Source organism: Erwinia pyri (assembly GCF_030758455.1).
Classification (GTDB): domain Bacteria; phylum Pseudomonadota; class Gammaproteobacteria; order Enterobacterales; family Enterobacteriaceae; genus Erwinia; species Erwinia pyri.
The window spans coordinates 2525607-2540696 of record NZ_CP132353.1 but is presented as its reverse complement, the minus strand read 5'-3'; the positions used below and the strand labels follow the sequence as shown (position 1 = coordinate 2540696).

Sequence of the window (15090 nt, the reverse complement as noted above, 5' to 3'; positions counted from 1 at the left end):
GCGAGGAAGGTTGCCTGACGACACGGCGTCAGTTCAGCATTGTTAACGTTTAAGCAGGGCGCGAGAGGCTCTGATGGCACATCAATCCAGTGGTTTTAGCTGTTCTTAACTAAAATAACTCCAGTTTGTGTGGTTTTGTGGCGCTTGTGCGCGGTTTGTAATTGAGGATGAGATTATAAATAGTAATCATTATCATTCAATAGGATTATTGTGACAGGGGTGTTATAAGGGTTGTTAATGTTAAAAGTGTGATGCACGTCACGTTATTCGCTTCAGGGCGTGCAAAAGGGGAGCTTAAAGACTACGTGTGGCAGGCGGGAGAAAAGGGGGAAGTTATTGAGCCTTGCAGCTCAATAACTTGAGGTAGAATTACTCTACGCGCAGAACGCGACTGGTATTGGTGGTGCCGGTGGTGCTCATTACGTCGCCCTGGGTCACAATCACCAGATCGCCAGACATCAGGAAGCCCTTGTCGCGCAGCAGGTTAATGGCATCGTGTGCGGCGACCACGCCATCGTTGTTACTGTCGAAGAATACCGGCGTAACGCCACGATAGAGCGCGGTGAGGTTGAGGGTACGCTCATGACGGGACATAGCGAAAATCGGCAGGCCGGAAGTGATGCGGGAGGTCATCAACGCGGTACGGCCCGATTCGGTCATGGTGATAATAGCGGTCACGCCCTGCAGATGGTTGGCGGCATACATGGCGGACATCGCAATCGCCTCTTCAATGTTATCAAACTGCACATCAAGGCGGTGTTTGGAGACATTGATGCTGGGGATCTTTTCAGCGCCAAGGCAGACTTTCGCCATGGCGGTAACGGTCTCAGCAGGGTACTGGCCAGCGGCAGTTTCTGCCGAGAGCATAACGGCATCGGTACCGTCCAGCACGGCGTTTGCCACGTCCATCACTTCGGCACGGGTTGGCATTGGGTTGGTGATCATCGACTCCATCATCTGGGTCGCGGTGATCACCGAGCGGTTAAGCTGACGCGCACGGCGGATCAGCGCCTTCTGAATGCCCACCAGTTCCGGGTCGCCGATTTCCACGCCCAAATCGCCCCTGGCGACCATCACCACGTCGGAGGCAAGAATAATATCATCCATCGCTTCCTGGCTGGCTACCGCTTCAGCGCGCTCAACTTTAGAGACAATCTTCGCATCACAGCCTGCATCGCGGGCCAGACGGCGTGCGTAGTTCAGGTCTTCACCACAGCGCGGGAAGGAGACAGCAAGGTAGTCACAGTTGATTTTGGCGGCGGTAAGAATGTCCGCTTTGTCTTTTTCGGTCAGCGCTTCTGCAGAGAGTCCGCCGCCCAGCTTATTGATGCCCTTATTGTTCGACAACGGGCCGCCGACGGTGACTTCGGTATAAACTTTCATGCCCTGAACTTCCAGCACTTTTAGCTGAACACGACCATCATCCAGCAGCAGAATGTCGCCCGGCACCACATCAGCAGGCAGCCCTTTATAGTCAATGCCGACTTTATCCTTGTCACCTTCGCCTTTCCCCAGGCTGGCATCAAGCAGGAAACGGTCGCCGATGCTCAGGAATACCTTGCCCTCTTTAAAGGTCGAAACGCGGATCTTTGGACCCTGCAAATCGCCAAGGATTGCAACATGGCGCCCCAGTTTGGCCGCAATTTCGCGCACTTTATTCGCCCGCAGCAGATGATCTTCCGCAGTGCCATGTGAGAAGTTAAGACGAACAACGTTGGCACCCGCAGCGATGATTTTTTCGAGGTTATTATCGCGATCGGTAGCGGGCCCCAGGGTGGTGACAATCTTGGTTCTTCTGAGACGTCTTGACATGTATGACTCCATTGACTTTGAAAGGGATGTTGCCGGAGCAACCCCTGAAAAGGTTCACTCATTGTAAGGAGAGGGGCAGGGTAGTGCAGCCCTCTAAGAACGGGCCAGGGACGGGAGCGCCACCAGCGTGTCCTCTTTTTCAAATCTCGACTCTTTTAACGCCGCTTTAACCCGCTTGAGGTTATCGCGAAATTTGGGACCCCGCCGCAGGGTAAAGCCAGTAGCCAGCACATCTATCAGCGTAAGCTGTGCCAGACGGGAAACCATCGGCATATAGATATCCGTGTCTTCAGGCACGTCGAGCGTCAGAGCCAGCGTGGCTTCGCGCGCCAGCGGGGAGTCCGGGGAGGTGATAGCCAGCACGGCGGCATCATTCTCACGGGCAAGCTGTGCCAGCTCAACTAAATTTTTAGTGCGGCCAGTGTGGGAAATCAGCACCACAACATCACCTTCCGTGCTGTTGATGCAGCACATTCGTTGCATCACAATATCATCGGAATAGACCACAGGCACATTGAAGCGAAAAAATTTATTCATCGCATCATGCGCTACGGCAGCGGAAGCGCCCAGCCCGAAAAAGGCGATCTTTTTCGACTGGGTAAGCAGGTCTACGGCGCGGTTCACCGCAGTGGCATCCAGACGCTGGCGAACGCGATCCAGACCGGCCATGGCGGACTCGAAAATTTTGGCTGAATAAGCTTCCACGCTGTCGTGTTCTTCAATGTTGCGGCTGACATAGGGCGTTCCGTTTGCCAGACTTTGTGCCAGCAACAGCTTGAAATCAGGGAAGCCTTTGGTTTGCAGGCGGTGGCAGAAACGGTTAACTGTCGGCTCGCTGACTCCCGCCTCGCGCGCCAGCAGCGCAATGCTGGCATGAATAGCGGTATCGGGCGAGGCAAGAATTACCTCCGCCACTTTTCGCTCGGATTTGCTAAGGTGTTCCAGGTGAGCCTGGATTTTTTCCAGCATATTCATAACGGCTTCCACTCATACATTCTGACGATTTCAATCACAGGAGAAATCGATGTCAATTTGTAGAGAATATACAGTGCGCTGATAAGCCACGGGCAGAGGCAATGCGCGGATACCCGGCCTTTTTTACCAGACTTTGAGCTGTGTCTGATTTTCACAGATGTAAATACAGTAACAAAAAAGTCGAAAAATTACGCATGAACTGTCCGTTAAACGCGCGGCAAAGTTCAGACAATTGCATACTCTGTGCTGGTGGAGTGCTGCCAGGTTTACGTGGACCCGGCAAAAGCAGTACATTGTATTGAAAGAAAATTACAAAGAGCCTGACTGCTTATGGAGTAATCCGGTCAGGCTTATCCTGCAACGAGGAGAATAAAATGGCGGTTACACAAACGGCTCAGGCATGCGATCTGGTGATTTTCGGTGCCAAAGGCGATCTCGCGCGCCGGAAACTGTTGCCTTCCCTTTATCAGTTAGAAAAAGCCGGCCAGATCCACGAAGAGTCCCGCATCATCGGGGTGGGACGTGCCGACTGGGATAAAGCAGCCTACACCAAGGTAGTACGCGAAGCGCTTGAAACCTTCATGAAGGAGAAAATCGACGAAGCGTTGTGGGACAAGTTAAGCAGCCGTCTCGATTTCTGTAATCTCGACGTGAATGATGTGGCGCACTTCAGCAAGTTGGGCAAAATGCTCGACCAGAAAAAACGCGTTACCATCAACTATTTCGCAATGCCGCCGGGAACGTTCGGCGCCATCTGTAAAGGTCTGGGATCGGCAAAACTGAATGCTCAGCCTGCCCGCGTTGTTATGGAAAAACCGCTGGGGACCTCGCTGGATACCTCACGCGAAATTAACGATCAGGTTGCTGAGTTCTTTGAAGAGAACCAGGTTTTCCGTATTGACCACTATTTGGGTAAAGAAACGGTACTGAACCTGCTTGCGTTGCGCTTTGCAAACTCGCTGTTTGCCTCTAACTGGGATAACCGCACTATCGATCACGTGCAGATTACCGTGGCTGAAGAGGTGGGGATTGAGGGACGCTGGGGCTACTTTGATAAAGCAGGCCAGATGCGTGACATGATCCAGAACCACTTGCTACAGGTTCTGACCTTTATCGCCATGTCTCCGCCCGCCGATCTCTCTGCAGACCGTATCCGTGATGAAAAGGTAAAAGTGCTGCGTTCGCTGCGCCGTATTGACCATACCAACGTGCGTGAGAAAACCGTGCGCGGCCAGTACACTTCCGGTTTTGTGCAGGGCAAAAAAGTGCCTGGCTACCTGGAAGAAGAAGATGCTAACAAACAGAGTAGCACCGAAACCTTCGTTTCAATCCGCGTGGATATTGATGACTGGCGCTGGGCTGGCGTGCCGTTCTACCTGCGTACCGGTAAGCGTTTGCCTACTAAATGTTCAGAAGTGGTGGTCTACTTCAAGAACCCGGCACTGAATCTGTTTAAAGAGTCCTGGCAGGAGTTACCGCAGAACAAACTCACCATTCGTCTGCAGCCGGATGAAGGTGTGGATATCCAGATCCTGAACAAAGTGCCAGGTCTTGATCACAAACATAACCTGCAAACCACCAAGCTGGATCTGAGCTTCTCTGAAACCTTTAATCAGTCGCACCTGGCTGACGCCTATGAGCGTCTGTTACTGGAAACCATGCGCGGCATTCAGGCGCTGTTTGTACGCCGTGACGAAGTGGAAGAAGCCTGGAAATGGGTCGACTCCATCATGGATGCCTGGTCCGCTGATAATGAAGCGCCTAAGCCTTATCAGGCTGGCACATGGGGTCCGGTGGCCTCCGTCGCCATGATCACCCGCGATGGCCGCTCCTGGAACGAGTTTGAGTAACAGGTCGCCAGGGCGTTTCTGAGTCCTGAACGTAAACTGTTTCATTAAAAGCCCTGCCGCCCTGGCAGGGCTTTTTTTTGCGCAGCCTGCGAGGACTTTCGCAAAAATGAACCGTGGTTTTAAAAAACAGAGCAAGCGCCTGGACGCCGGGAAGAACAATCCTGTATGGTAGAGAGTGAATCCCTTTCCTGACGCCGAGCGCGTCGCTTTGGAGAAGCAGAAAGATGACTAACTGGAAGACCAGCGCAGAGCAGATCCTTACCACAGGCCCGGTTGTGCCGGTGATTGTTGTGAATAAGCTTGAGCATGCCGTACCCATGGCAAAAGCTCTGGTGGCAGGAGGCGTAAAAGTGCTGGAAGTGACGCTCCGCACGCCCTGCGCGATGGACGCGCTTAAAGCGATGATCAAAGAGGTACCGGAGGCCATTGTTGGTGCGGGTACGGTTCTTAACGTTCAGCAGCTGAAGGAAGTAACCGATGCAGGCGCGCAGTTTGTGATTAGCCCTGGCGTTACCGAGTCTCTGCTCAAGGCCGCGGTAGAGGGGCCAGTGCCGCTGATCCCGGGCATCAGCACCGTTTCAGAACTGATGACCGGCCTGGATTACGGGCTGCGGGAGTTCAAATTCTTCCCCGCTGAAGCCAACGGTGGCGTAAAAGCGCTGCAGGCAATCGGCGGTCCTTTCCCGCAGGTTCGCTTCTGCCCGACCGGCGGTATCTCTCCGGCTAATTATCGCGACTATCTGGCGCTGAAAAGCGTGCTCTGTATCGGCGGCTCGTGGCTGGTACCGGCGGATGCGCTGGAAGCAGGGGACTACGAGCGTATCACCCAACTGGCGAAAGAAGCCGTGGCGGGCGCGCGCTAAACCCTGATAAATGCTCCCCGAAGCAGGGGCCTGTCAGCGCTTGAAGAGAAGGCGCTTTCGGGGGAGAGGGGAAATCAAACGTTTTAAAACAGAACGAACGCCTGGCGGAGATGAAGCGATCGTTTGACCCGGTAGCGTCCAGAATCAGGTTCAGCAGAGTTGGACAAAAAAGAGAGCGTACAGGTAAAGCCCGTTACGGGCTTATCCGACACGCTCTCTTTTGCATTATATGCTGAATGCAGATAGTGGTCGCAGCCGTTAGCCGCTGACTTTCACGCCGGCAGCACAAGCAATGGCGCGCTGAATGGCGTCATCAACGTTTTCACCTGTTGCCAGCGCCACGCCTAAACGACGCTTTCCGCGAATTTCTGGCTTGCCAAACAGGCGAACCTGTAAACCGGCTCCCAGCACGCTGCCTACATTGCTGAACTGCACGTTGTCGCTCTCCAGCTCCGGCAAAATAACGGCAGAAGCGGCAGGGCCGTACTGGCGGATGCCGCCAATTGGCAATCCCAGGAAAGCGCGGACGTGCAGGGCGAACTCAGAGAGATCCTGAGAAATCAGCGTCACCATACCGGTATCGTGCGGGCGGGGGGAGACTTCGCTAAACACCACTTCATCACCACAGACAAACAGCTCAACGCCGAACAGGCCATAACCGCCCAGCGCCTTCACCACCTGCTCTGCAATTTGCTCTGCGCGTTGCAGAGCCAGCTCGCTCATCTGCTGCGGCTGCCAGGATTCACGGTAATCACCATCTTCCTGACGATGACCGACAGGGGCGCAAAAATGTATGCCGTCTGCGGCGCTGATGGTCAGCAGGGTGATTTCAAAATCAAACTTCACCACGCCCTCAACAATCACCCGGCCAGCGCCGGCACGACCGCCTTGCTGCGCATATCCCCAGGCGGCATCAAGCTGTGAGGCTTCACGAATAAAGCTTTGCCCTTTGCCGGAGGAGCTCATCACCGGCTTAACGATGCAGGGAAAACCGATCTCCTGCGCAGCCTGAGTAAAGGCCTGCTGGCTGTCGGCAAAGCGGTAGCTGGAAGTAGGGAGCGCCAGCTCTTCGGCTGCCAGACGGCGGATGCCTTCACGGTTCATGGTCAGGCGTGCCGCACGCGCTGTCGGCACGACATTCTGCCCCTCTTTTTCCAGCTCAATCAGCATATCGGTGGCGATCGCCTCAATCTCTGGCACGATATAATCGGGGCGTTCCAGCGCAACCAGGGCTTTCAGGGCTTCACCATCAAGCATATTAATAACATGGCTGCGGTGAGCAACGTGCATGGCCGGGGCATCGGCGTAGCGGTCAACCGCAATCACTTCAACGCCCAGACGCTGACATTCCAGCGCCACTTCTTTACCCAGTTCCCCGGAACCTAACAGCATTACGCGCGTTGCGGCAGGGCGCAGCGCAGTACCAAGAGTGGTCATAATCTTCTACCTGATTGGATGGAAAAAACGCGCGCAGTATAAACGAAAACGATTGCGCAGACATCTGCTTTCCAGGGTTGAGCAAAAATGACCAGGCTGATATACTGTATAAAAATACAGTTAAACGAGGTGTGCACTATGGCTGTTGAAATCAAATATGTTGTCGTCAGAAAAGGTGAGGAAAAGATGACATTCGCCAGTAAAAAAGAAGCCGACGCGTACGATAAAATGCTCGATATGGCTGAAGCATTTTCAGACTGGCTGAGTGCGTCACCGCTGACCATGGAAGAAGATCAGCGTGAAGCGCTGGGCATGTTCCTGGCAGAACATAAAGATGCCGTGCAGCATATTCTTCGTACCAGCAAAATGCCGGAAGCGGACGACTCTGTGAGCACTCAAGATACGGGCAAAGCGAAGGCGGTGTCGGACGAACAGGCCGCAACGGATGAACAGGCAGAAGATGAAGATCAAGGTGAAGAGGGTGCGGAAACCGCTTCCGCTAAGCCGGCTAAAAGTCGTGCAGCCGTACGCGGCGTGAAAGCTGCCTGATTTCCTGTCTGAACGGTAACTGCCTCTCGCGCGCAGGCCTGAAAGCCTGCGCGTTTCTGTTTAATGCTTCCCTGCCTGAGCCTGAGCCTGAGCCTGAGCCTGAGCCTGAGCCTGAGCCTGTTCAGCTTGTGGCGGCGCACTGCCGTTTAAGGGCGTGGAACGCCTCTGCTGCCACCTCCGTTGGCGGCTGCTGATGATACCGATCGTTAAAAACTTCCAGTCCTAAAGGTCCCTGATAGCCCTGCGCGTGCAATGCGTTTAACAGCGTATAGAGGGGAAAGTTACCCTGGCCGGGTAATAAGCGCTGATGACGGGCAATATCCACAAGGCGATCCTGAGAAGGCAGCGTAGCCAGATCGGAAAGCTGCACCAGAAAGATTTTCTCTGCCGGGATCCCGGCAAGGTCTGCCACGGTACGGTTGCGCACAAAAATATGGAAAGCATCCACTACCAGTCCAAGATTGGGTTCATCGATCTTCTGCACCAACTTCCAGGCGGCCGGAAGGGTATTGATATGTGTACTCCATGCCATCGCCTCGAAGGCTATTCTCACGCCTCTTTTTCCCGCTTCCCTGCTCAGCCAGCGTAAATCCTCCTCTTCCCGTCCGGCAATACATTCTGCATCGGTCGAGGCAGGGGTTAACAGCGTAGTGGCTCCTAACAGTACCGCCGTTTCCAGCATCTGCAGCGCTTCCTGGCGCTTAGCGTCACGCCGTTTGTCTGGCGCGCCGGTAAAGTCCAGCAGCACCTGATAATCCGTCAGGCCGGTTTGCTGAGTGTCGAGTAGCCCGGCCAGATTTTTGGCATCGCCAGCGTGCGCTTCCAGATCCTGACGCCAAAGCTCAACCTGATCAAACCCCGCCTGCGCTGCAGCCATCACTTTCTCCTGAGGCGTGCCGCCAAGCAGAACCGTGTTGATAAATAATGGGTTGTTAATAAATCTGGCCATAATATTCCCCTTAAGGTGTTCAAAGTGCTTACTGCAGCAAGAGGCTTTACGCTCCCACTTACACGATGCAGCACGAGTGAAAAATCCATGCAGAAAATAAGTATAGCGGCAGGGGATAAATTATCGGCGCGGCCAGAAAGTTAAGGTTTTCCAGGCTTTTCCTCGCTTTACGCTTCTTGACGTCCGCCCCTCTATGCTGGTTTTTTCATTTCAGAGTGGAAACCGCTATGAGTAACTGGCTGCAACAGATTCAGACCGTATTGGGAAGCAGTAAATCAGGCGGCGGTGAGGGGCTGAGTAAGATGCTGGCACCCGGCGCGTTGGGCGGTCTGGCAGGGATGCTGATTGCCAGTAAATCGTCACGAAACCTCCTGCTCAAATATGGGAAAAACGCGCTTATTATCGGCGGTAGCGCTGCTGCGGGCGCGGTGTTATGGAAGAAATATAAAGATCGTGTGGTTCAGACGCATCAGGATGAGCCGCAATATGGGCAACAGCAAACTCCGGTGGATCGCCGGGCTGAAAGACTGGTGCAGGCGCTGGTGTTCGCTGCTAAAAGCGATGGCCATATAGATTCGCAGGAGCGCAAAGCGCTGGATGAACATATCCACCAGGCGGGTTTGGGGGCCAGCGGCGAAAAGCTGATCCAGCAAGCCATTGAGATGCCGCTCGACCCGCAGAAGCTGGCGCAGGATGTCAAAAATGAGGAGGAGGCGCTGGAGCTCTATTTTCTCAGCAATCTGGTGATTGATGTCGACCATTTTATGGAGCGCAGCTATCTCCAGGCTCTTGGCGACGAACTGAAAATCCCGCAGGACGTGCGCGACAGCATGGCGCAGGAGATCCAGGCTGAAAAGCAAAAGCTGACGGCCTGAAATACTGAAACGGGGTGAGACCGTCACCCCTCCGCATCAATAATTTTTTGGCCCTTCACGGCTCTGACGCTTGGCAATCGCCCTGACAACTGCCACCCTTAGCCTATGTACTTGATCCAGCGGGGCTGAACGATGCAAAAACCACCTAGTGCCAAAAAAATTCCTTTTGAGATGACCCTTCACGGGGATACTCGCACCGACAATTATTACTGGCTACGGGATGACCAGCGCGAAGATCCGGCGGTACTGGATTATCTGCATGCAGAAAATGATTACGGTAAAGCGATTATGCAGTCGCAAAAGGCGCTGCAGGAAGGCTTACTGAAAGAGATCATCGATCGTATCCCGCAGCGGGACCACTCGGTGCCCTACGTCAGGAAAGGCTATCGTTACCAGAGCCGCTATGAAGAGGGTAACGAGTACGCGATCTATACCCGCCAGCCGGAAAACACCACCACGCCCGAGCACTGGGATGTTTTGCTGGACAGCAACCAGCGTGCGGCAAAAAGCGAATTTTACACCCTGGGCGGCGTCAGCATTACGGCGGATAATCAGGTTATGGCCGTAGCGGAAGACTTTTTGTCGAGAAGGCTGTATGGCATCCGTTTTTGCAACCTTGAGACCGGAGAGTGGTATCCGGAAGTGCTGGAGAACGTCTCTTCCAGCTTTACCTGGGCTAATGATGGCCGCACCCTCTACTACGTCCTGAAAGATAAGCAGACTCTGCTGCCCTGGCAGGTCTGGCGGCATACGCTGGGGACAAGTCAGCAGCAGGATCAGCTGGTTTATGAAGAGAAGGATGATACCTTTTACGTCGGCGTCCAGAAAACCACCTCGGAAGCGTTTATTCAGATAACCCTGCACAGCAGCACGACCAGCGAAATTTTGCTGCTTGATGCCACGCGTTCAGACGCGGAACCGCAGCTCTTCTGCCCGCGTCGTAAAGATCATGAATATTATCTTGATCACTATCAGCAGCATTTTTATCTCCGCTCAAACCGCGAAGGGATAAATTTTGCCCTCTATCGCACCACCGCTTTTGCCGAAGCAAGTTGGGAAACTGTGATCCCAGCCAGGGACGAAGTGGTACTGGAAGAGTTCACGCTTTTCCGGGACTGGCTGGTGGTAGAAGAACGGGAAGGGGGCTTAACCGGGCTGCGGCAGATAAACTGGCAAACGGGTAACGAGGCTGCCATCGTGTATGACGATCCCGCCTATGTGACCTGGCTGTCGATCAATCCTTCGCCGGAGACCAGTAAATTACGTTATGGCTACTCTTCCATGACGACGCCGGATACGCTCTATGAACTGGATTTGGATACCGGAGAGCGGAAGACGCTTAAGCAGGCAGAGGTGAAAGGCTTCGACCCGAGCCATTACCGCAGCGAGCGTCACTGGATCACCGCCCGTGACGGCGTGAAGGTGCCTGTTTCACTGGTTTATCACCGCGACCATTTCCGTCAGGGCAAGAACCCGATGCTGGTTTATGGCTATGGCTCTTACGGTAGCAGCATGGATGCTGATTTCAGCGCCAGCCGCCTGAGCCTGCTCGATCGCGGATTTGTGTTCGCCCTGACCCACATTCGCGGGGGCGGCGAGCTTGGGCAGCAGTGGTACGACGATGGCCGGCTGTTGAACAAAATGAACACCTTTACCGATTTCATCGATCTTACCCAGGCTCTGGTTGAGAAAGGGTATGGCGCGCCTGACAAGCTCTATGCGATGGGGGGCAGCGCAGGCGGCCTGCTGATGGGTGGGGTGATTAACATGGCGCCAGAGCTGTTCAATGGTGTGGTGGCTCAGGTGCCGTTTGTGGACGTCTTAACCACCATGCAGGATGAATCTATTCCTTTAACCACCGGCGAATATGATGAGTGGGGCAACCCCGCTGACGAGACGTTCTATCGTTATATCAGCCAGTACAGCCCCTACGATCGCGTCACGGCTCAGGCCTATCCCCATCTGCTGATCACCACCGGGCTGCATGATTCCCAGGTGCAATACTGGGAACCGGCAAAATGGGCGGCAAAGTTAAGAGAGCTGAAGACGGATGATAATCTGCTGCTGCTTTGTACTGATATGGATGCAGGACATGGCGGTAAATCGGGACGCTTCAAATCTTATGAAGGCGTAGCGCTGGAGTATGCCTTCCTGATAGCGCTGGCGCAGGAAACGCTCAGCGCCGCTAACGCCAATTAAATCACTCTACTGATAAAGCCCGTTCCATCGCACTACGCAGGTCGGGCTTTAAATCCGGGATATTCTTCAGCATCCATTTCAGGTATCCCGGATCTCTTTTGGCCACGTCATCTATCTTGCTGCCACGATATTTGCCGAACGGAAAGGTGGTGCTTGAGCCTTTTACCTGCATCCGGCGTATCATTTCAGGCGCGTCCCAACCCGAATAGCTCATAATGCGGATCAACAGCGCAGCCGTGACGTAACAGTCGTACAGCGCGCGGTGGGCATGCAGGTCAGCCGGAGGCGTGACCTCCAGCTGCAGCGTTTCGCGCAGGGCCTGATTACTGTATTTGATGCCCGGCCATAAACCGCGTGCCAGCGTCATGGTGCAGATCCATTCACCATGCATCTCTGGCAGCATCCGGCGGTCAAAGCTGGCGTTATGGGCAACATAGTAGGGGCTGCCGTGATAGCGGCTAATCACATGTTCTATTGGCGGTTTATCCGCTACCATCGCTTCCGTAATACGATGGATAGCCATCGCCTGGTGGCTGATAGGGCGATCGGGGCAGATAAGATCGCTCATCGGATTGACGATCGCGCCATCAATCACATCAACAGACGCCACCTCTACAATGCCACCCTGCAGACCGCAGGTCTCGGTATCTATCACGCGTAACATAATGCGTCCCTTTTAAATAACTGGCGGATAGCGTAACGAATGGACCTCTCCTTGCCAATCTTTACCGGTTCTTCTGGCAATCACCAGTTGCTCGCCTTCACCGCCAGTGACAACCGCTCTGCCGCTCTCATCCCACAGCACGCTTTTGCCCGCACTCTGATGGCCGCCGGTTGGCAGGGCATGGTTCGCCATTAATACCGCCATCTTGTAGTCGCGTGACCAGCGAGCCAGATATTTGCAGTCGTGGTGATAGCCTTTTTCAGAAACCAGTACGCCGGTGGCGTAAAGGTTCGCGCCGCGTCTTGCGGCATCCCTTGCATACTCTTCCACGCTGATGTCTGCACAGATAGCCATCGCCACATGGTGCTGTTGATAGCCAAACAGCGGGACGCTTTCACCTGGGGTAAAGAGCTGTTTCTCCTCTTCACCAAAGAGATTGCGCTTGCCGTAAGCCATCCTTGTGCCGTCGGGCAGAAAAGCGACGGCGCTAAGCAGGATGCCGTCAGCTGTTGACAGCGGCAGCCCCACAATAATCGACATTGTGTGTTCAGCCGCGGCCACGGCAAAAACTTCCAGGCGGGCATCATCCAGCGGCATTGCCAGTTCGGTCACGCGGTCGAGTTCATAACCCGTGAGGGAAAGCTCAGGGAAGATCAGCAGATCGACATCATGAACAGCAGCCTGACGAATAAAGTCGAGGTGGCGGGAAATATTCCAGGCGAGATCGCCCGGACGGGAGCCCGATTGGGCAGCAGCAATACTCCAGACAGACATAAGCACTCCAGCAAGGCCTGTATCAGGCTATTATCTCAACCGAAGCGGTGAGGAAAAACAAGCGAAACCGTTGCGCTATTTTTGCTTCGGTTCATAGGGTAAGCGGGAGAGGCTTAATGAGGCCTGGCGATACTGCGTCAGACGCTGGCGAAACCAGTCACGCAGCGCTTCCGGCTGTTCACGCTCAACCATTTCAGCAATTACCGGCATGTTATAACGCTCTTTGAACGCCACGCCCGCCGCAGCCAGGTCTACGTTGACCTTATCTTTCTCTTCCTGGGATCGTTCAGCCAGATTGTGATTCATCAGGTTTCTCCTCTGTCGGCGGCAAAAATATAGCAGTTAGTGCACTTTCGCAAGCCCGGGCCGTGCTGTGAGCCGTTATCGTCTCGACACCGTATTTCAGGCGGAGTATCCTTTCGGCCTTATCGCAGCTTTCGGGCTGCAAAGCACAGGATAGGATGACTGTTATGCGTAAGTTTTCTCTGGTTTTTGCCCTGGCACTCTCTGCCGCTGCCTTCTCACAGCAGGCCTCTGCTCATGCCCATCTGAAAAATCAGTATCCCGCGGCGAATGCCAACGTAGATGCTTCTCCTCAGGCGCTGACGTTGACCTTCTCTGAAGATATTGAACCCGCTTTCAGCGGCGTTGAAATTATCAACGGTAATCAGAAAGCAGTGCCGCTGGCGGAAGCCGAGCGCGCTCCCCGGCAGCATAATCAGCTGATTGCGCCTCTGCAGCAGCCTTTGGTTAGCGGTCACTATCAGGTCAACTGGCATGTGCTTTCAGTGGACGGCCATAAAACCAAAGGGACTTACTCCTTCAGCGTGAAGTGATATGTCCCTTAGCATCTTCTATATCCTTTGCCGCTGGCTGCATTTCGCTGCGCTGATCTCTCTTGCGGGCGGCAGCCTCTATACCGCACTTATGGCCCCGGCTCGCTTCAGAGGTTACCTCTCTGAGCGTTTTAAACTGCTGCTGAGAGTTAGCGCGGTGCTCTCCCTGTGCACCGCAATTCTTTTACTGGCAGCCCAAACCGGGCTGATGGGGAACGGCTGGCAGGACATCACTGATGTGCAGGTCTGGCAGGCGGTGTTGCAGACCCGCTTTGGTCAGGTCTGGCAATGGCAACTGCTGCTTGCTCTGGCGGGCGTGCTTGCGCTGTTGCTGAAGGGAAGAGGGCGCCAGCAGCTGCTCTTGCTCAGCAGCATTGGGCAGCTGACAGGTTTAGCTTTTGTGGGGCACGCTGCGATGCTGGAAGGCGGCGCAGGCGTTTTACAGCGCACCAATCAGGCTGTTCATCTTATTTCCGCTGCCTTCTGGGTGGGCGGGCTGTTGCCGGTAGCGATGCTGATGAGAGAGGCCCGGCAGCAGACGACCCGCAGTGACGCCATTCGCACGCTGATGCGCTTCTCGCGCTATGGCCATCTTGCCGTCGCGCTGGTGGTGACAAGTGGTGTCATCAATGCTCTGCTACTGCTGGGATGGCCTCCTGCAAGTTTCCAGCTTTACAGCCAGCTGCTGCTGGTGAAAGCGCTGCTGGTCGCGCTGATGTGTGCGGTGGCGCTGGTTAACCGCTACTGGCTGGTGCCACGTTTCCAGCGTTGTGGGGAGCGCGCACAACGTCTTTTTCTGCGCACCACGCTGGCAGAGCTGCTGCTTTCCGCACTGGTGCTGCTGTTGGTGAGCCTGTTTGCCACGCTGGAACCAGCCTGACACCCACTATTTCTGCTGCCTGCAAACGGCAGGCATTATTTAAAGAGGTATCGTAACACCATGAAAAAACTGGCTTGTCTGCTGTTAGCAATGAGTTTTTCTACAAGTGCCCTGGCGGCGCAGATTGTCACCGTCAGCCGCTTTGAAGTGGGTAAGGATAACTGGCCATTTAATCGTGAAGAGGTGATGCTCACCTGTGCCAAAGGCGGCGCGCTGTTTGTGATCAACCCAGCCACGCTGATGCAATATCCGATTAATGATGTTGCTGCTGAGCTGGTGAAGAGTGGTCAGGCCAAAGGTGAGGATATCAGCGTGATCCAAAGCGATGATGCCGGGCATCCCGGGCAGAAGAAAAGCCTGACGCCGATAGTGGAACGCACGCAGAAGCTATGCGACTGACAGCCAGTCAGGTGCTGCGCAGCATTAG

Annotated in this window: 15 protein-coding genes; 8 read left to right on the top strand and 7 right to left on the bottom strand. The window is 54.4% G+C overall.

From position 1 onward, the window contains the following. Positions 1 to 369 precede the first annotated feature (369 nt). Together pyk and Q3V30_RS11775 are read right to left on the bottom strand one after the other, a co-directional pair. Entirely contained in the window at positions 370 to 1812 is a 1443-nt protein-coding gene (pyk, locus tag Q3V30_RS11780; RefSeq protein WP_306205846.1) for a pyruvate kinase, read from the bottom strand. Between the two features lie 93 nt (positions 1813 to 1905). Continuing rightward, complete coding sequence (locus tag Q3V30_RS11775) at positions 1906 to 2787, bottom strand: MurR/RpiR family transcriptional regulator (protein WP_306205843.1); 882 nt, start codon at positions 2785 to 2787, stop codon at positions 1906 to 1908. 374 nt (positions 2788 to 3161) lie between these two features. Between Q3V30_RS11775 and zwf the strand changes: the two genes are divergently transcribed. Next, positions 3162 to 4637: a glucose-6-phosphate dehydrogenase gene (gene zwf, locus Q3V30_RS11770; RefSeq protein WP_306205841.1), complete on the top strand. Its 1476-nt coding sequence runs from the start codon at positions 3162 to 3164 to the stop codon at positions 4635 to 4637. Positions 4638 to 4861: 224 nt separating this feature from the next. Further along, a complete protein-coding gene (locus tag Q3V30_RS11765; protein WP_306205839.1) occupies positions 4862 to 5500 on the top strand; it encodes a bifunctional 4-hydroxy-2-oxoglutarate aldolase/2-dehydro-3-deoxy-phosphogluconate aldolase in 639 nt (212 codons plus the stop codon). A gap of 258 nt (positions 5501 to 5758) precedes the next feature. Here Q3V30_RS11765 and purT read toward each other — a convergent pair whose 3' ends face one another. Beyond that, the gene (gene purT / locus Q3V30_RS11760; protein ID WP_306205837.1) at positions 5759 to 6937 is read right to left on the bottom strand and encodes a formate-dependent phosphoribosylglycinamide formyltransferase; all 1179 of its coding nucleotides are present in this window, start codon (positions 6935 to 6937) and stop codon (positions 5759 to 5761) included. 138 nt (positions 6938 to 7075) lie between these two features. Here purT and Q3V30_RS11755 point away from each other — a divergent pair, with 138 nt between their 5' ends. After that, on the top strand, positions 7076 to 7486 hold the full coding sequence (locus tag Q3V30_RS11755; protein ID WP_306205835.1) for a YebG family protein: 411 nt from the start codon (positions 7076 to 7078) through the stop codon (positions 7484 to 7486). Between the two features lie 121 nt (positions 7487 to 7607). Here the strand turns inward: Q3V30_RS11755 and Q3V30_RS11750 are convergent, their stop codons facing one another. Continuing rightward, on the bottom strand, positions 7608 to 8435 hold the full coding sequence (locus Q3V30_RS11750) for a sugar phosphate isomerase/epimerase family protein (RefSeq protein WP_306205833.1): 828 nt from the start codon (positions 8433 to 8435) through the stop codon (positions 7608 to 7610). Between the two features lie 227 nt (positions 8436 to 8662). Between Q3V30_RS11750 and Q3V30_RS11745 the strand changes: the two genes are divergently transcribed. After that, entirely contained in the window at positions 8663 to 9310 is a 648-nt protein-coding gene (locus Q3V30_RS11745) for a tellurite resistance TerB family protein (protein ID WP_306205831.1), read from the top strand. A gap of 132 nt (positions 9311 to 9442) precedes the next feature. Next, positions 9443 to 11509: a S9 family peptidase gene (locus Q3V30_RS11740; RefSeq protein WP_306205829.1), complete on the top strand. Its 2067-nt coding sequence runs from the start codon at positions 9443 to 9445 to the stop codon at positions 11507 to 11509. A 1-nt stretch (position 11510) separates the two neighbouring features. Here the strand turns inward: Q3V30_RS11740 and exoX are convergent, their stop codons facing one another. The 3 genes from exoX to Q3V30_RS11725 all read right to left on the bottom strand — a co-directional run bounded on the left by exoX (position 11511) and on the right by Q3V30_RS11725 (position 13253). Beyond that, a complete protein-coding gene (gene exoX / locus Q3V30_RS11735; RefSeq protein WP_306205827.1) occupies positions 11511 to 12173 on the bottom strand; it encodes an exodeoxyribonuclease X in 663 nt (220 codons plus the stop codon). A 12-nt stretch (positions 12174 to 12185) separates the two neighbouring features. Beyond that, entirely contained in the window at positions 12186 to 12947 is a 762-nt protein-coding gene (locus tag Q3V30_RS11730) for a carbon-nitrogen hydrolase family protein (protein ID WP_306205825.1), read from the bottom strand. A 75-nt stretch (positions 12948 to 13022) separates the two neighbouring features. Then, positions 13023 to 13253, bottom strand: coding sequence for a DNA polymerase III subunit theta (locus tag Q3V30_RS11725; protein ID WP_306205823.1), 231 nt, complete (start codon positions 13251 to 13253; stop codon positions 13023 to 13025). Between the two features lie 164 nt (positions 13254 to 13417). Here Q3V30_RS11725 and yobA point away from each other — a divergent pair, with 164 nt between their 5' ends. From yobA to Q3V30_RS11710, 3 genes are read left to right on the top strand one after another with little or no spacing between them, the layout of a single operon-like run. Continuing rightward, the gene (gene yobA / locus Q3V30_RS11720) at positions 13418 to 13783 is read left to right on the top strand and encodes a CopC domain-containing protein YobA (RefSeq protein WP_306205821.1); all 366 of its coding nucleotides are present in this window, start codon (positions 13418 to 13420) and stop codon (positions 13781 to 13783) included. 1 nt (position 13784) lies between these two features. Next, positions 13785 to 14663: a copper homeostasis membrane protein CopD gene (gene copD, locus Q3V30_RS11715; RefSeq protein ID WP_306205819.1), complete on the top strand. Its 879-nt coding sequence runs from the start codon at positions 13785 to 13787 to the stop codon at positions 14661 to 14663. A 60-nt stretch (positions 14664 to 14723) separates the two neighbouring features. Next, complete coding sequence (locus Q3V30_RS11710; protein ID WP_306205817.1) at positions 14724 to 15062, top strand: YebY family protein; 339 nt, start codon at positions 14724 to 14726, stop codon at positions 15060 to 15062. Positions 15063 to 15090: the final 28 nt, after the last annotated feature.

What these genes read in the sequence shown, in the direction of transcription:
- pyk (WP_306205846.1), bottom strand. Translation starts at nt 1,812, where the DNA reads ATGTCAAGACGTCTCAGAAGAACCAAGATTGTCACCACCCTGGGGCCC.
- Q3V30_RS11775 (WP_306205843.1), bottom strand. Translation starts at nt 2,787, where the DNA reads ATGAATATGCTGGAAAAAATCCAGGCTCACCTGGAACACCTTAGCAAA.
- zwf (WP_306205841.1), top strand. Translation starts at nt 3,162, where the DNA reads ATGGCGGTTACACAAACGGCTCAGGCATGCGATCTGGTGATTTTCGGT.
- Q3V30_RS11765 (WP_306205839.1), top strand. Translation starts at nt 4,862, where the DNA reads ATGACTAACTGGAAGACCAGCGCAGAGCAGATCCTTACCACAGGCCCG.
- purT (WP_306205837.1), bottom strand. Translation starts at nt 6,937, where the DNA reads ATGACCACTCTTGGTACTGCGCTGCGCCCTGCCGCAACGCGCGTAATG.
- Q3V30_RS11755 (WP_306205835.1), top strand. Translation starts at nt 7,076, where the DNA reads ATGGCTGTTGAAATCAAATATGTTGTCGTCAGAAAAGGTGAGGAAAAG.
- Q3V30_RS11750 (WP_306205833.1), bottom strand. Translation starts at nt 8,435, where the DNA reads ATGGCCAGATTTATTAACAACCCATTATTTATCAACACGGTTCTGCTT.
- Q3V30_RS11745 (WP_306205831.1), top strand. Translation starts at nt 8,663, where the DNA reads ATGAGTAACTGGCTGCAACAGATTCAGACCGTATTGGGAAGCAGTAAA.
- Q3V30_RS11740 (WP_306205829.1), top strand. Translation starts at nt 9,443, where the DNA reads ATGCAAAAACCACCTAGTGCCAAAAAAATTCCTTTTGAGATGACCCTT.
- exoX (WP_306205827.1), bottom strand. Translation starts at nt 12,173, where the DNA reads ATGTTACGCGTGATAGATACCGAGACCTGCGGTCTGCAGGGTGGCATT.
- Q3V30_RS11730 (WP_306205825.1), bottom strand. Translation starts at nt 12,947, where the DNA reads ATGTCTGTCTGGAGTATTGCTGCTGCCCAATCGGGCTCCCGTCCGGGC.
- Q3V30_RS11725 (WP_306205823.1), bottom strand. Translation starts at nt 13,253, where the DNA reads ATGAATCACAATCTGGCTGAACGATCCCAGGAAGAGAAAGATAAGGTC.
- yobA (WP_306205821.1), top strand. Translation starts at nt 13,418, where the DNA reads ATGCGTAAGTTTTCTCTGGTTTTTGCCCTGGCACTCTCTGCCGCTGCC.
- copD (WP_306205819.1), top strand. Translation starts at nt 13,785, where the DNA reads ATGTCCCTTAGCATCTTCTATATCCTTTGCCGCTGGCTGCATTTCGCT.
- Q3V30_RS11710 (WP_306205817.1), top strand. Translation starts at nt 14,724, where the DNA reads ATGAAAAAACTGGCTTGTCTGCTGTTAGCAATGAGTTTTTCTACAAGT.